Genomic DNA, 16,072 nt, shown 5'->3' with positions numbered 1-16,072 from the left:
AACTTGAGAGGGTGAGACAATGGAACAAACCTGGCGTTGGTATGGGCCGAACGATCCGGTTTCTCTTGATGATGTGCGTCAGGCTGGCGCAACGGGTGTCGTTACCGCGCTGCATCATATCCCTAACGGCCAGGTCTGGCCGGTAGACGAAATCAAAAAGCGCCAGGCACTGCTGGCTGAAAAGGGCTTAACCTGGTCTGTTGTTGAAAGTATCCCGGTTCACGAAGATATCAAAACGCATTCAGGCGAATGTGAAACCTGGATTGCTCACTATCAGCAAAGCATTCGCAACCTGGCTGTCTGCGGGATTGACACGGTTTGCTATAACTTTATGCCGATTCTGGACTGGACGCGTACCGACCTGGAGTACACATTGCCGGACGGTTCAAAAGCGCTGCGCTTTGATCAGATTGCGTTCGCGGCATTTGAATTACATATCCTGAAGCGCGAAGGTGCGGCGGCGGATTATACCGCAGAAGAGCAGCAGCAGGCGCTGGCATGGTTTAACGCCGCGAGCGAAGCCGATATCGAAAAACTGACCCGCAATATTATTGCTGGCCTGCCGGGTGCCGAAGAAGGCTACACGCTGGATCAGTTCCGCGCGCGTCTGGCGGAGTACGGCAATATAGATAAGAACCAGTTGCGTGAAAACATGGCGCATTTCCTGCGCGCGATTGTGCCGGTCGCCGAAGAGGCAGGTGTACGCCTGGCCGTGCACCCTGACGATCCTCCGCGTCCAATCCTCGGCCTGCCGCGCATTGTATCCACCATTGAAGATATGCAGTGGCTGAAAGAGACGGTAAACAGCATCTACAACGGCTTTACCATGTGCACCGGTTCATATGGCGTGCGTGCGGATAACGACCTGGTGCGAATGATTGAAACTTTCGGCGATCGTATTCACTTCACCCACCTGCGCGCAACCTGCCGTGAAGATAACCCGAAAACCTTCCACGAAGCCGCACACCTGGGTGGTGATGTGAACATGGTGGCAGTGGTTGACGCTATTCTGGCGGAAGAGCAGCGCCGTAAACACGCAGGTGATTTACGTCCTATTCCGTTCCGCCCTGACCATGGTCATCAGATGCTGGACGATCTGCGTAAGAAAACCAACCCAGGCTATTCAGCCATTGGCCGACTGAAAGGGATGGCGGAAGTACGCGGCGTTGAGCTGGCACTGAAGATGACGAAGTACCCGGAACTGCTGTAGGTTCTGTTGCCCGGAGCGCGCTGCGCTTACCGGGCCTACAAAAAAACCGGCCATCGGGCCGGTTTTTTTATTCGCGCTTTCGTAGGCCGGGTAAGGCGGAGACGCCACCCGGCAAATGCCACAATCAGTCAGCACGACCCATATAACGTTTTTCTTCGATATGGATACGGATCTTCTCGCCAGCGGACAGGTATTCAGGAACCTGTACCACCAGGCCGGTGGTCAGGGTGGCTGGTTTGTTACGTGCGCTGGCGGAAGCGCCTTTGATGCCAGGTGCTGTTTCAACGATTTCCAGGTCTACGGTCTGCGGCAGTTCAAGCGCCAGCAGCACGCCATCCCAGGTCAGAACCTGCATGTCCGGCATCCCACCTTCAGGAATGAACAGCAACTCTTCTTCAATCTGATCTTTGGTGAAGATGTACGGGGTGTAGTCTTCTTTATCCATGAACACATATTCGTTGCCATCGATGTAAGAGAAATCCACATAACGACGGGTCAGGGTCACGGTATCCACGATATCGTCACCTTTAAAGCGTTCTTCTACCTTCAGGCCAGTACGAACATCGGCGAAACGCATTTTGTACAGCGTTGCTGCTCCACGGGCGCTAGGGGCCTGAATATCGATATCTTTCACAATCAGCAGTTTGCCGTTGTAATTCAGTACCATACCTTTCTTAATTTCGTTCGCTCTTGGCATTGCAGTAATCCTGTTTACGGGAGGTAAAAAATATCGCGCCAAATTACTCGCGCGCGGCCTTTCAGGCAAGTGGATTTCGTGGCTTTTGCTATCAATACGCAAAAGGTGTTACTGTGCGCGCCACGCCCGATTGTGCGGGTATCCGTCGCTGAAAGAGAACATTTATGGATTGCCGTCCAGACTGTGGCGCATGTTGCACTGCACCGTCCATTTCAAGCTCCATTCCTGGGATGCCGGATGGCAAGCCTGCTAATACGCGCTGTGTTCAGCTTTCTGAAAACAATCTGTGTATGATTTTTGGCTCACCCCTGCGCCCAAAAGTGTGTTCCGGGCTGATGCCTTCGGCTGAGATGTGCGGTAACACCCGTGCACAGGCCATGACTTATCTTCTGGAGTTGGAATCCCTCACTGCGCCTTAAACATCCTTAATGCGCGTCAGACAGCCAATAGTCAGCGTGCACATCACCAGCGCAATCCAGAACACCGTATGATAGTTCCAGATTTCGGCAACGACACCGGCCATTGAACCGGCAATTATCCAGCCCACGCGGGTGGTATTGGTATAGAGGGTTGTTGCTGACCCCGCCTGACCCGGCATAAGATCCTGGAAGTAGAGCATCCCAATCCCGGCGAGGATCCCGATATAAATCGCGTTCAGCAGCTGTAAAGCAAGCAGCAACGCCGGTGTGTGAACGGTCAGCATTCCAATATAGAACAGCAATCCTGCCACTGCTGCTATGCGCATCAAAAAACGTTTTCCGAAGCGCTTTGCGTAATAACCTGCAATCAGCATGGTGGGAATTTCCAGACCTGCGGCCGTACCCATCATTATCCCGGCCAGTTTTTCCGACAGATGCAGTTCATCAATAATAAACAGCGGCATATTGATGATATAGAGGCTGTTAGTGCCCCACATTAAGGTGCAGATAATAAAGAGCAACAGTGCGTCGCGGCGGTTACGGCGGGGAGCTTCCAGTGCGCCGGTAGCCGCTTTGGGCTCTTTACGCATCGACGGCAGGAAAAACCACACCATCGCGCCACACACCACAAAGGCAACCGCCGCACTCAGGTACATCACCGTAAAGCCAAAACCCATCGCCAGCGCATAGGCCAGCGGCGGGCCAATCACCCAGGCAAGGGATACCTGCGCACGAAGAATTGAGCTGAACATGACGGCTTCACGTCCGGTGCGGTCGGCGTGCTCGCGGGCGAGGGCAAACATTTGCGGGTTGGCAGTGGAGCCAAAGCTGCTCAGAAACACGCCTACGAACAGCAAAATGAAGTAGTTACGGTTCCAGGCAAACAGCACACATGCAAAAACACCTAACAAACAGCAGAAGACGATAAGGCTCTTGCGGTCGCCTTTTCGATCCGAACGCCCGGCCAGAAACTGGCTGACCAGGATGCCGATGATGGCGCTTCCGGTAAAAAAGAAGCCGACCATAGCCGGGCGGACATGGACTTCGTTGGTCAGAAATAGACTTAGCGTTGGTGTTTGTAACGCACCGGCAATTCCGGTGAGGAAGGCAACAATCAAAAACGCCGTTGACGTCAAATCAAAAGGCTTTGGTGAGGCGGCAGCGGGGGTGTTATGCATGTTTCTATATCAGTGATTGCGTGAGAGACGCGGAGTGTACGCCGCTTGTCAGAAAATAAACAGATGGTGCGGTCAATTTCGCCACAAAAATCAAAATGGCATTTCAACTTACACATTCAGGCTGAGTTTAGCTGAAACTGGTTGCTGAACGTCAGCAAGTTTCAGCTGAGCGAAGAAGAAATGTGCTGCATCTCTAAATTCTGAAACGAGAAATGTAACTTTCCTTGCAACGCCTTGTAGAAAGAGCAAGACTTCTTGAAACGTTTCAGCGCTATCTTGTTTTAACTGAAGGAGCAGGTTAGCGCATTTTTTCTCATTTGGGCTGAAACGATTCAAGTTCAGCAGGAGAGGAGAACCATGTTCCAGTTATCTGTTCAGGATATTCACCCGGGCGCTCAGGCCGGGAATAAAGAAGAGGCCATTCGCCAGGTTGCCGTTGCACTCGTACAGGCAGGCAACGTTGCTGACGGCTACGTTAACGGGATGCTGGCGCGCGAGCAGCAAACCTCTACCTTCCTCGGCAATGGTATCGCTATTCCGCACGGGACAACTGACACCCGCGACCAGGTGCTGAAAACCGGTGTTCAGGTTTATCAGTTCCCTCAGGGCGTGCTGTGGGGTGACGGGCAGGTGGCTTACGTGGCTATCGGTATCGCCGCCAGCAGCGACGAGCACTTAGGTTTGCTGCGTCAGCTGACGCATGTGCTGAGCGATGACTCAGTTGCAGAACAGCTGCAATCAGCAACCACAGCTGAAGAGCTGCGTGCATTGCTGATGGGTGAAAAACAGAGCGAAGCGCTGAAACTGGATAATGAAACGCTGACGCTGGATGTGGCTGCCACCGATCTGGTGACCTTGCAGGCACTGAACGCTGCCCGTCTGAAAGAGGCAGGCGCTGCTGATGCAACATTTGTCGCGCACGTCATCAACGATAAACCGCTGAATCTGGGCCAGGGTATCTGGCTCAACGACAGTGCGGAAGGCAACCTGCGCAGCGCTGTCGCAGTGAGCCGTGCGGCAAACGCCTTTGAGGTTGACGGTGACCGTGCCGAGATGCTGGTGACCGTAGCAATGACTGATGACCAGCCGGTTTCCGTGCTGAAGCGTCTGGGCGATCTGCTGCTGAACAATAAAGCTGAAAAACTGCTGAACGCAGATGCGGCGACCGTACTGGCGCTGCTGACCAGCGATGATGCGCTGACTGACGATGTGCTGAATGCTGAATTCGTTGTGCGTAACGAACACGGCCTGCACGCGCGTCCAGGTACTATGCTGGTGAATACCATCAAACAATTCGACAGTGAAATCACCGTAGCGAACCTTGATGGCACAGGTAAGCCAGCGAATGGCCGTAGCCTGATGAAAGTGGTTGCTCTGGGTGTGAAAAAAGGCCACCGCCTGCGTTTCACTGCACAGGGTGCTGATGCAGAACAGGCGCTGAAAGCGATTGGCGACGCCATCGCGGCAGGTCTTGGGGAGGGCGCATAATGAGCAGACGTGTTGCGACTATTACGCTGAACCCGGCTTACGACCTGGTGGGGTTTTGCCCGGAGATTGAGCGTGGCGAAGTAAACCTCGTGCGTACCACTGGCCTTCATGCAGCAGGCAAAGGGATTAACGTCGCGAAAGTGCTCAAGGATCTCGGTATCGATGTCACCGTGGGCGGATTCCTCGGCAAAGATAACCAGGATGGTTTCCAGCAGCTGTTCAGCGAACTGGGAATTGCTAACCGTTTCCAGGTTGTGCAGGGCCGTACCCGTATCAACGTCAAACTGACGGAGAAAGACGGTGAAGTTACCGACCTGAACTTCTCCGGCTTTGAAGTGACGCCGGCAGACTGGGAGCGTTTTGTTAATGATTCCCTGACCTGGCTTGGTCAGTTCGACATGGTGTGTGTCAGCGGCAGCCTGCCGTCCGGCGTGAGCCCGGAAGCGTTCACCGACTGGATGACGCGCCTGCGCAGCCAGTGCCCGTGCATTATTTTCGACAGCAGCCGCGATGCGCTGGTTGCGGGTCTTAAAGCTGCGCCGTGGCTGGTTAAACCAAATCGCCGCGAACTGGAGATCTGGGCTGGCCGTAAGCTGCCAGAATTAAAAGATGTGATTGAAGCTGCACATGCGCTGCGCGAACAAGGTATCGCTCACGTGGTGATTTCTCTGGGTGCAGAAGGGGCGTTGTGGGTTAACGCTTCTGGCGAATGGATCGCCAAACCGCCATCGGTTGAAGTTGTGAGTACCGTTGGTGCAGGGGATTCAATGGTTGGCGGTTTGATCTATGGCCTGCTGATGCGCGAATCCAGTGAACATACCTTACGTCTTGCCACCGCCGTTGCTGCCCTGGCCGTGAGTCAGAGCAATGTCGGTATTACCGATCGTACCCAGTTAGCCGCGATGATGGCGCGCGTTGACTTAAAACCTTTTAACTAACAGCAGGAGAGGAATAATGAAAACGCTGCTGATTATTGACTCCGGTCTTGGACAGGCTCGCACTTATATGGCGAAGACCTTGCTGGGAGCGGCGGCAAGCAAAGCACATCTGGAGTTTATCGATAACCCGAGCGATGCCGAACTGGTAGTTGTTCTTGGCGATAAAATCCCGGCGGATAGCGCGCTGAACGGTAAAAAAGTGTGGCTGGGCGATATTAATCGCGCAGTGGCACACCCGGAACTGTTCCTGAGTGAAGCGAAAGGTCACGCGTCTGTTTACAGCGCACCTGTTGCGGCCGCTCCAGTTGCCGCCTCTGGTCCAAAACGCGTTGTCGCAGTCACCGCGTGCCCGACCGGCGTTGCACATACCTTTATGGCTGCTGAAGCCATTGAAACTGAAGCCAAAAAACGCGGCTGGTGGGTAAAAGTTGAAACCCGCGGCTCCGTGGGTGCGGGCAATGCGATTACCCCGGAAGAGGTGGCTGAAGCCGATCTGGTGATTGTCGCGGCCGATATCGAAGTGGATCTGGCGAAGTTCGCCGGTAAGCCAATGTACCGTACCTCTACCGGCCAGGCGCTGAAAAAGACCGCTCAGGAGTTTGATAAAGCGCTGGTGGAAGCCAAACCTTATCAGGCAACCGGTGCTGCACAGAGCGCGACTGAAGGTAAGAAAGAGTCTGCGGGGGCCTACCGTCACCTGTTGACTGGTGTTTCCTACATGCTGCCGATGGTGGTGGCTGGCGGTCTGTGTATCGCGCTGTCGTTTGCGTTTGGTATTCAGGCGTTTAAAGAACAAGGCACGCTGGCGGCTGCGCTGATGCAAATCGGCGGTGGTTCAGCCTTCGCACTGATGGTTCCGGTTCTGGCAGGCTTTATTGCCTTCTCCATTGCGGACCGTCCGGGCCTGACCCCGGGTCTTATCGGCGGTATGCTGGCGGTGAGCACCGGTTCCGGCTTTATTGGCGGTATCATTGCGGGCTTCCTGGCCGGTTATGTTGCGAAGCTTATCAGCTCGAAACTGAAACTGCCGCAAAGTATGGAAGCGCTGAAACCGATCCTGATCATCCCGCTGATTTCCAGTCTGGTGGTGGGTCTGGCGATGATCTACCTGATTGGTAAACCGGTTGCTGGCATCCTGGCGGGTCTGACCCACTGGCTGCAAACGATGGGTACGGCGAACGCGGTTCTGCTGGGTGCTATCCTCGGCGGTATGATGTGTACCGACATGGGTGGGCCGGTGAACAAAGCGGCATACGCCTTCGGTGTGGGCCTGCTGAGTACTCAGACCTACGCTCCGATGGCGGCGATTATGGCTGCGGGTATGGTGCCTCCTCTGGCACTGGGTCTGGCGACCATTATTGCGCGTCGTAAGTTCGATAAAGCGCAGCAGGAAGGTGGTAAAGCCGCACTGGTACTGGGTCTGTGCTTCATTACTGAAGGTGCAATCCCGTTTGCAGCGCGTGATCCGATGCGTGTACTGCCATGCTGTATCGTCGGCGGTGCGGTGACAGGCGCAATCTCTATGGCGATTGGCGCGAAACTGATGGCACCACACGGTGGTCTGTTTGTTCTGCTGATCCCCGGCGCGATCACCCCGGTTCTGGGTTATCTGATGGCGATTATTGCCGGTACGCTGATAGCAGGTCTGTCTTATGCCGTGCTGAAACGTCCAGAAGTGGAATCCGCAGCAAAAGTTGCCTGATCCCACTCCACTTCACAAGGGCAGAGATTTCTCTGCCCTTTTTTTATGCCTTTATGCCAGGAAACCTGCCGATAGCGCCGGGTTTCCTGGCATGAAGGGAATTCATTATGGACATCATGAGTAGTGTTGTGGGGATGGTGGTATTACTGGCAATTGCTTTCCTGTTGTCAGTAAATGAAAAGCGCATCAGCCTGCGAACCGTGGGCGCTGCGCTGGTGCTACAAATCGCTATCGGTGGGGTTATGCTCTATTTTCCACCGGGGAAATGGCTGGTGGAGCAGGCCGCGTTCGACGTTCACAAGGTGATGTCCTATAGCGACGCGGGAAGTGCCTTTATTTTTGGCTCGCTGGTGGGGATCTTCGGTTACATGCTGGCTCCACTGGCCAGGATTATGGGCGTGGACTGGAGTGATGCCACTATTGCAGGGTTCTTTATTGGTTCATAACGAAACTGCCCGGGCATTACGCCTGGGCGGTTTGCAGCAGATAAAGTGCGTTATCCGCGGAAAGTGTCGGGTTGTTAATGCTGACGCTGGCGCGCGATAACGCGGCGCAGGCCATGGCGAAGTGCGCGCTGTCGCGAAAATCGCACCCTTCCAGAAAACTGTAGATAAGCCCGGCCATAAAGCCATCATCGGCGCCAAAGCTGTCCACTACCGTGTGAGCTGGGGATGTAAGCAGAAACTGTTCGCCATTCTTCTTGCTGCAAAAGACCGACTCATCTTTCAGGCACACATAAATGTGCTCAACACCCTGCTGATGGAGCGCATTCACCGCTTTTATGCGGTCGGCATCGGAGTGAATTGGCTGGCCCCACAGGATCTCCAGCTCTTTTTGCGTCGGTTTCAGAGTGTGGATCCGCGAATACCAGGTCTTGATTTTTTCTGCTTTGAATTCAGAAACGGTATCAATAAAGACCGGGATATCGCCCGCAATGGTAAATACCCACTCGATAGCTTCAGCCGTCAGGTTGCAGTCAGCCAGCACAACTCCGGCGTGGCGGATAAGATCCCTGGAGCCGTTCAGCAGTTGCGGGGTCAGTTTTTCCAGAATGTGGGTATCGTTAATTGCCAGAACCGTCTCTTCCTGCTGGTTGGCAATGGAAAGATAGGTAGAGGTATTATGCCCATGCAGACGGATACAGCTGGAGATATTTACCCCTGCCTGACGGGTCTGCTCCAGCAGGGTTTCGCCGTAAAAATCGCTGCCTACGGCGGAGATCAAATGCACATCGCGCCCCAGCAGGGCCAGGTTATGCGCAATGTTGCGGCCCACGCCACCCGCCGAACATTGAATGTTCCCGGGGTTTGATGCGGCCTGCGGATAATGGATATCCGCCACGCCGCGAATATCCATGTTAATCGCGCCGACCACCACACAGTACTCTTGCTCGGTCAGGATGTAGCCTTTCCCTTTGATCATCCCTTTGCGCATTAAATCCATAATGTGTGCCGCCACACGTGAACGGCTGATCTGCAAAATATCGGCGATCTCGTTTTGCTGGATAAGAGGATTACGACGCAGGATCTTGAGTATCTGCTTCTCTCTGTCGTTCATTATTACTCAACCGCCTTATCAGTCTGCTGTGCTTTCAGCCAGGCTATCTCTTCTGCCCAGATATCCGGGTTAATGGTTTCCAGCACCATCGGGATACCATCAAACCGGGCGTCCTGCATGATAAAGCGGAAAGCGTCATGACCGATATTGCCTTCACCCAGACTGTGATGGCGGTCAACACGGCTGCCAAAGGTGCTTTTGGCATCGTTTAGGTGCATCCCGCGCAGGTATTTAAAGCCGACAATGCGCTCGAATTCGTCGAAGGTCTTTTTGGTCTCTTCGAGGGTGCGCAGATCGTAACCGGCGGCGAAGGCGTGGCAGGTATCAATACACACACCGACGCGGGTCTTGTCTTCCACGCCGTCGATGATGGCCGCCAGATGCTCGAACTTAAATCCGAGGTTACTGCCCTGACCGGCAGTATTTTCGATAACCGCCGTCACACCTTTGGTTTTATCCAGCGTAATGTTGATGGACTCCGCAATGCGCGCCAGGCAGGCATCTTCATCTATTTGCGTCAGGTGGCTGCCCGGGTGGAAGTTCAGCAGCGTCAGGCCGAGCTGTTCACAGCGTTGCACTTCATCGAGGAAGGCTTCACGGGATTTCTCCAGCGCTTCTTCAACCGGATGGCCGAGGTTAATCAGATAACTGTCGTGGGGAAGGATCTGGCCCGGCCCGAAGTGATATTTCTCACAGGCGGCTTTGAAATCATCAATCACGTCACTGGTAAGCGGGGCGGCGCGCCACTGGCGCTGGTTCTTGGTGAACAGAGCGAAAGCGGTCGCGTCGATTTCAGCAGCACGAATGGCGGCATTCGCAAGGCCACCGGCAGCGCTTACGTGCGCTCCAACATATTTCATACAAGAACTCCTGTTAACCCGAAATGCTTATGATAGCGGGTTAACAGGAGAAGGACGAGGTGGTTTATGCCATCAAACTGTGAACGACCAGGTTAATTGCGCCGCCGCCCACAATCAGCCAGATAAAGAGCACCAGCGCCATCAGCAGCGGCTTAGCACCGGCTTTTTTCAGCGCGCTGACGTGCGTGGTGACACCCAGCGCCGCCATCGCCATCGCCAGTAAAACCGTATCCAGCGTGACCAGCATATCAACCACGGCTTTAGGCAGCAGATGGAAGGAGTTAAACACTGCCACCACAATAAACAGAATGGCGAACCACGGAATAGTGATTTTGCTTTGCTGGCTACTGCCTGCCGGAGCCAGCTGTTTAACACGCACCGCCAGGATAATCAGGAACGGTGCCAGCATCATCACGCGCAGCATTTTGGCAATCACCGCCGCGTTCTCTGCATCCGGATTAATGGCGTGACCGGCGGCCACCACCTGTGCAACCTCATGCATTGTTGAACCAATGTAGATGCCATAGGTTTCAGGTGTAAACCAGTGAGCGACCAGCGGATACATGGCCGGGTAGAGGAATATCGCCAGCGTACCGAAGATAACAACGGTCGCCACGGCCACGGTCACTTTGCTGGATTCAGCCTTAATCACCGGCTCGGTTGCCAGCACGGCTGCGGCGCCGCAAATACTGCTGCCTGCCCCGATAAGCCAGCTGGTTTGTTTATCCAGCCCGAAGACTTTCTGCCCAATAAAGCAGGCCAGTAAAAAGGTACTGGTCAGCGTGAGTACATCGATGGCGATACCGCTGACACCGACATCAGCAATCTGCGAAAAGGTCAGGCGGAAGCCATACAGGATGATCCCCAGACGCAGCAGGTGTTGCTTGGCGAAGATAACGCCGCCGTCGCAGGATTTCCAGATATGTGGATAGACGGTATTCCCGACGACCATGCCAAGCAAAATAGCCAGCGTTAATGCGCTGAAACCTGCGCCAGCGACCGCCGGAATGCTGCCGCCCCATAATGCCACGCCCGTGATAACGGCACTGAGCGCAAGACCGGGCACGAAGTGCCACACTGTACGATGATTCTGTAGGGTGAGTTCTGTCATAACCTTCTCCTTTATCTGGCTAAAAGGTTACGGCGGTCTGGCTTAAAAATAAAATTGATTATATATTTATAATTAATCTTTATAAGTGGTAAGCAACCATGCACATTACATTGCGTCAGCTGGAAGTTTTTGCCGAAGTGCTGAAAAGCGGGTCAACAACCCAGGCTTCGCAGATGCTGGCTTTGTCTCAGTCTGCGGTCAGTGCGGCGTTGACCGATCTTGAAGGGCAGCTCGGCGTTCAGCTCTTCGACAGGGTAGGGAAGCGCCTGGTGGTGAACGAACATGGTCGTCTGCTTTACCCGCGCGCGCTGGCATTGCTGGAGCAGGCGACAGAAATCGAGCAGCTGTTCCGCGAAGACAACGGCGCGATCCGCGTTTTCGCCAGCAGTACCATTGGTAACTACATTCTCCCGGAAGTGATTGCCCGCTATCGCCGTGATTTTCCCACCTTGCCGTTGGAGATGAGCGTGGGAAACAGCCAGGACGTCATTAATGCGGTGATCGATTTCCGTGTGGACATCGGTCTTATCGAAGGACCTTGTCATAACGTGGATGTGATTGCTGAACCCTGGCTGGAAGATGAGCTGGTGGTGTTTGCATCTCCTGCCTCTCCTTTATTGGAAGGAGAGGTAACCCTGGAGCGTCTGGCCCAGGCGCAGTGGATCTTACGTGAACACGGTTCCGGGACGCGCGAAATAGTTGATTATCTGTTGTTATCCCACCTGCCGCAGTTTCAGCTGGGGATGGAGCTTGGGAATTCCGAAGCCATCAAGCACGCGGTGCGCCACGGATTAGGGATCAGCTGCCTCTCCCGGCGAGTGATTGCAGAACAGCTTGAATCCGGCACCCTGGTCGAAATTCCGGTGCCGTTGCCTAAACTGGTGAGAACGCTGTGGTGCATTCACCATCGTCAAAAGCACCTTTCCAGCTCGCTCCAGCGTTTTCTGCGTTACTGCGAAATCTGAATTTCTCTCCCCGGTGGCGCTTCGCGGGCCGGGGAAGGGCCTCTTTTTGTCCTGCCTTTTTCTACGTTACTTATAATCCAGGCCGAGTCATGAAGCTCTCTTATAACTGGGCATTTCTGCCAGAAGGAACGCTTATCGTCTGTTACAATCGCGCCTCATTTATTAAATGGACAGCATTTTCACATGGTTTCAGAAATTAAAACCACAGAAGCGCCCGCGCTACGTCGCGAACTTAAGGCGCGCCACCTGACGATGATCGCCATCGGCGGTTCTATCGGTACAGGTCTTTTCGTTGCCTCTGGCGCAACGATTTCCGCGGCAGGCCCGGGTGGGGCACTCTTTTCTTATATCCTGATTGGCCTGATGGTGTACTTCCTGATGACCAGTCTGGGTGAACTGGCGGCATACATGCCAGTGTCGGGTTCGTTTTCAACCTACGGTCAAAAATACGTTGAAGAAGGCTTTGGCTTCGCGCTGGGCTGGAACTACTGGTACAACTGGGCGGTGACCATCGCCGTGGACCTGGTGGCCGCACAGCTGGTCATGAACTGGTGGTTCCCGGATACGCCGGGCTGGATCTGGAGCGCACTTTTCCTGTGCGTAATTTTCCTGCTGAACTACATCTCCGTTCGCGGTTTTGGTGAAGCAGAATACTGGTTCTCTCTGATCAAAGTGGCGACCGTCATTATCTTTATCGTTGTCGGTGTGGCAATGATCGTCGGTATTTTCAAAGGTGCTGAACCTGTGGGCTGGAGCAACTGGACGATTGGCGATGCACCGTTTGCTGGCGGGTTTTCAGCAATGATTGGTGTGGCGATGATTGTTGGCTTCTCCTTCCAGGGGACAGAGCTTATCGGTATCGCCGCAGGGGAATCCGAAGATCCAGAGAAGAACATTCCGCGCGCGGTGCGTCAGGTGTTCTGGCGTATCCTGCTGTTCTATGTGTTCGCCATCCTGATTATCAGCCTGATCATTCCTTATACCGATCCGAGCCTGCTGCGTAATGATGTGAAAGACATCAGCGTGAGTCCGTTTACGCTGGTCTTCCAGCACGCGGGCCTGCTCTCTGCGGCTGCGGTAATGAACGCCGTTATCCTGACCGCGGTGCTGTCTGCGGGTAACTCAGGTATGTACGCCTCAACCCGTATGCTCTACACCCTGGCATGCGATGGTAAAGCGCCACGCATCTTCGCCAAATTGTCCCGTGGCGGCGTGCCGCGTAACGCGCTGTATGCCACCACTGTGATTGCGGGTCTGTGCTTCCTGACCTCGATGTTCGGCAACCAGACGGTCTACCTGTGGCTGCTTAACACGTCCGGTATGACGGGCTTCATCGCCTGGCTGGGGATTGCTATCAGCCATTACCGCTTCCGTCGCGGTTATGTGATGCAGGGTCACGACCTTAACAACCTGCCGTACCGTTCAGGTTTCTTCCCACTGGGGCCGATTTTCGCCTTCATTCTGTGCCTGATTATTACGCTTGGTCAGAACTATGAAGCCTTCCTTGCGGACACCATTGACTGGGGCGCAGTAACGGCCACGTACATTGGTATCCCGCTGTTCCTGGTCATCTGGTTTGGTTACAAACTGACGAAAGGAACCCAATTCGTTCGCTACAGCGAAATGGATTTCCCGGAACGATTTAAAAAATAATCGCACTTCCTCTCTTTTAACCCGCTCAACTGAGCGGGTTTTTTTATCTCCACATTATGAAGAACAGATATATTTCTTAACAATTAAATTGATAATGGTTATCGTTTGCTTTATCGTTACGGAAAAATAAGCAGCAACCCGACCAGCCGGAGATGCGGGCGGGCAGCAAGGCATTGCGAGCAATAATTATTTGTTTTAATTGTATTTACCTCATGGAGATATGGAATGTTTAGGTTGAATCCCTTCGTCCGGGGAGGACTTTGTGCGTCCGCAATGTCCCTGGCACTGCCTGTCATCGCAGCCGAATCCGGCGACACTATGGTGGTGACGGCCGCCGCTACCGAGCAAAACCTGAAAGATGCACCGGCCAGTATCAGCGTCATTACTCAGGAAGATTTGCAGCGTAAACCCGTCCAGAACCTGAAAGATGTGTTACAGGACGTGCCGGGTGTACAGCTCACCAACGAAGGGGATAACCGCAAAGGGGTCAGCATCCGTGGCCTGGACAGCAGCTATACGCTGATCCTGGTCGACGGAAAACGCGTGAACTCCCGCAATGCGGTTTTCCGTCACAACGATTTTGACCTGAACTGGGTCCCGGTAGACGCTATCGAGCGTATCGAAGTGGTGCGCGGGCCAATGTCTTCGCTGTACGGCTCTGATGCCCTGGGCGGGGTGGTGAACATCATCACTAAAAAAATCGGCCAGAAATGGACGGGGACACTGAGTGCAGATTCCACCATTCAGGAACACCGCGATCGTGGCGACACCTATAACGGCCAATTCTATACCAGCGGTCCGCTGGTGGACGGCGTTCTGGGGCTGAAAGCCTACGGTAGCCTGTCTAAGCGCGAAAAAGACGACCAACAACAATCTTCCACGTCTGCCACCGGGGAAACGCCGCGTATTGAGGGCTTCACCAGCCGCGATGCCAACGTTGAATTCGCCTGGACACCAAATGAAGATCATGACTTTACCGCGGGCTATGGTTTCGATCGCCAGGATCGTGATTCCGATTCGCTGGACCAGAACCGCCTGGAGCGCCAAAACTACTCCCTGAGCCACAATGGTCGCTGGGGGATGGGCAATAGTGAGCTCAAATTCTACGGTGAGAAAGTTGATAACAAGAACCCGGGGAACACCGGCACTATTACGTCCGAAAGCAATTCTGTTGACGGTAAATACGTGTTGCCGCTGTCTGAGATTAACCAGCTTCTGACCTTCGGCGGGGAGTGGCGTCACGACAAGCTTAAAGACCCGGTTAACCTGACGGGCAGCTCCAGCAGTGCGACATCTGCGAGCCAGTATGCACTCTTCCTGGAAGACGAATGGCGGATCTTTGAACCGCTGGCACTGACCACCGGCATCCGTATGGATGACCATGAAACTTACGGCGATCACTGGAGCCCGCGTGCCTATCTGGTCTATAACGCGACCGATACCGTCACGGTGAAAGGGGGGTGGGCAACCGCATTTAAAGCACCATCGCTGCTGCAACTTAGCCCGGATTGGGTGACCGGTTCGTGCCGCGGCGCCTGCGAAATTGTGGGTAACCCGGATCTGAAACCGGAAACCAGCGAAAGCGTCGAACTTGGGCTGTACTACAGCGGGGAAGAGGGCTGGTTAGAAGGCGTGCAGGCCAGCATTACCACATTCCAGAACGATGTGGATGACCGGATCAGCATCAGCCGTACCGCTAACGTAAACCAGGCTCAGAGCTACCCGAACTATGTCGGGCTGAACGCCGACGGCGAACCTATTTTCCGATATTACAACGTCAATAAGGCCCGTATCCGTGGGGTAGAAACTGAGCTGAAGTTCCCGGTTGCAGAAGACTGGAAAGTGACGCTGAACTACACCTATAACGATGGCCGTGATATCAGCAACGGTGGTAACAAACCGTTGTCTGAGCTGCCGTTCCATACCGCCAATGGTACCGTCGACTGGAAGGCAACGCAGGACTGGTCATTCTATGTTCAGGGGAACTACACCGGTGAGAAGCGTGCGCTGACCTCGGGGGAAGCGACGCCGGGGGGTTATGTTATCTGGAACACCGGCGCGGCATGGCAGGCAACGAAAAGCGTGAAGCTACGTGCCGGCGTGCAGAACTTGCTGGATAAAGACCTGAACCGTGACGATTACAGCTACACGGAAGATGGCCGCCGTTACTTTGTGGGCGTGGATTATAAGTTCTGATGCGGTAATGTGCCGGGTGGCGGCTGCGCCTTACCCGGCCTACAAAACAGCACAAACTCGTAGGCCCGGTAAGCGAAGCGCCACCGGGCATGAAAGGC

General features: G+C 54.2%; 13 protein-coding genes and 1 pseudogene. 9 read left to right on the top strand and 5 right to left on the bottom strand.

Annotated elements, in window-relative coordinates; genetic code table 11:
- The first annotated feature begins 19 nt into the window (after positions 1 to 19).
- Positions 20 to 1,210, top strand: a complete 1,191-nt coding sequence (gene uxuA, locus HV107_RS01385; RefSeq protein ID WP_182061772.1) for a mannonate dehydratase — start codon at positions 20 to 22, stop codon at positions 1,208 to 1,210.
- 124 nt (positions 1,211 to 1,334) lie between these two features.
- Here the strand turns inward: uxuA and yeiP are convergent, their stop codons facing one another.
- Positions 1,335 to 1,907 carry an elongation factor P-like protein YeiP gene (gene yeiP, locus HV107_RS01380; protein ID WP_008500940.1) on the bottom strand — a complete coding sequence of 191 codons (573 nt, stop codon included), beginning with the start codon at positions 1,905 to 1,907 and terminating at the stop codon, positions 1,335 to 1,337.
- A 164-nt stretch (positions 1,908 to 2,071) separates the two neighbouring features.
- Between yeiP and HV107_RS01375 the strand changes: the two genes are divergently transcribed.
- On the top strand, positions 2,072 to 2,326 hold the full coding sequence (locus HV107_RS01375; protein WP_182061771.1) for a YkgJ family cysteine cluster protein: 255 nt from the start codon (positions 2,072 to 2,074) through the stop codon (positions 2,324 to 2,326).
- Here HV107_RS01375 and setB read toward each other — a convergent pair.
- Positions 2,323 to 3,504, bottom strand: coding sequence for a sugar efflux transporter SetB (gene setB, locus HV107_RS01370; protein ID WP_182061770.1), 1,182 nt, complete (start codon positions 3,502 to 3,504; stop codon positions 2,323 to 2,325). The genes HV107_RS01375 and setB overlap by 4 nt on opposite strands.
- 357 nt (positions 3,505 to 3,861) lie before the next feature.
- Between setB and fruB the strand changes: the two genes are divergently transcribed.
- From fruB to HV107_RS01345, 4 genes and pseudogenes are all read left to right on the top strand, one after another.
- On the top strand, positions 3,862 to 4,992 hold the full coding sequence (gene fruB, locus HV107_RS01360) for a fused PTS fructose transporter subunit IIA/HPr protein (RefSeq protein WP_182061768.1): 1,131 nt from the start codon (positions 3,862 to 3,864) through the stop codon (positions 4,990 to 4,992).
- Positions 4,992 to 5,930, top strand: coding sequence for a 1-phosphofructokinase (fruK, locus tag HV107_RS01355; protein WP_014071044.1), 939 nt, complete (start codon positions 4,992 to 4,994; stop codon positions 5,928 to 5,930). The genes fruB and fruK overlap by 1 nt, the downstream gene beginning before the upstream one ends.
- A gap of 16 nt (positions 5,931 to 5,946) precedes the next feature.
- Complete coding sequence (fruA, locus tag HV107_RS01350; protein WP_182061767.1) at positions 5,947 to 7,632, top strand: PTS fructose transporter subunit IIBC; 1,686 nt, start codon at positions 5,947 to 5,949, stop codon at positions 7,630 to 7,632.
- Positions 7,633 to 7,739: 107 nt separating this feature from the next.
- Positions 7,740 to 7,988, top strand: a pseudogene (locus HV107_RS01345) (Na+ dependent nucleoside transporter N-terminal domain-containing protein); the annotation flags it as partial.
- A 106-nt stretch (positions 7,989 to 8,094) separates the two neighbouring features.
- On the opposite strand, the gene HV107_RS01340 reads toward HV107_RS01345, so the two are convergent.
- From HV107_RS01340 to HV107_RS01330, 3 genes are all read right to left on the bottom strand, one after another.
- Entirely contained in the window at positions 8,095 to 9,189 is a 1,095-nt protein-coding gene (locus HV107_RS01340; protein WP_182061766.1) for a sugar kinase, read from the bottom strand.
- A gap of 2 nt (positions 9,190 to 9,191) precedes the next feature.
- Positions 9,192 to 10,049 (bottom strand): deoxyribonuclease IV, encoded by an 858-nt coding sequence (gene nfo / locus HV107_RS01335; protein WP_182061765.1) that lies wholly within the window; start codon positions 10,047 to 10,049, stop codon positions 9,192 to 9,194.
- Positions 10,050 to 10,113: 64 nt separating this feature from the next.
- The gene (locus tag HV107_RS01330) at positions 10,114 to 11,160 is read right to left on the bottom strand and encodes a YeiH family protein (protein ID WP_182061764.1); all 1,047 of its coding nucleotides are present in this window, start codon (positions 11,158 to 11,160) and stop codon (positions 10,114 to 10,116) included.
- A gap of 98 nt (positions 11,161 to 11,258) precedes the next feature.
- On the opposite strand from HV107_RS01330, the gene yieE reads away from it, so the two are divergent.
- The 3 genes from yieE to cirA all read left to right on the top strand — a co-directional run bounded on the left by yieE (position 11,259) and on the right by cirA (position 15,974).
- Positions 11,259 to 12,125, top strand: a complete 867-nt coding sequence (gene yieE / locus HV107_RS01325; RefSeq protein WP_182061763.1) for a DNA-binding transcriptional regulator YeiE — start codon at positions 11,259 to 11,261, stop codon at positions 12,123 to 12,125.
- Positions 12,126 to 12,308: 183 nt separating this feature from the next.
- Positions 12,309 to 13,778: an amino acid permease gene (locus HV107_RS01320; RefSeq protein ID WP_182061762.1), complete on the top strand. Its 1,470-nt coding sequence runs from the start codon at positions 12,309 to 12,311 to the stop codon at positions 13,776 to 13,778.
- 225 nt (positions 13,779 to 14,003) lie between these two features.
- Positions 14,004 to 15,974 (top strand): catecholate siderophore receptor CirA, encoded by a 1,971-nt coding sequence (gene cirA, locus HV107_RS01315; protein WP_182061761.1) that lies wholly within the window; start codon positions 14,004 to 14,006, stop codon positions 15,972 to 15,974.
- Positions 15,975 to 16,072: the final 98 nt, after the last annotated feature.

Origin of the sequence: Enterobacter sp. RHBSTW-00175, assembly GCF_013927005.1 — a bacterium.
Taxonomy (GTDB): domain Bacteria; phylum Pseudomonadota; class Gammaproteobacteria; order Enterobacterales; family Enterobacteriaceae; genus Enterobacter.
This window is presented reverse-complemented; position numbering and strand designations above follow the sequence as displayed.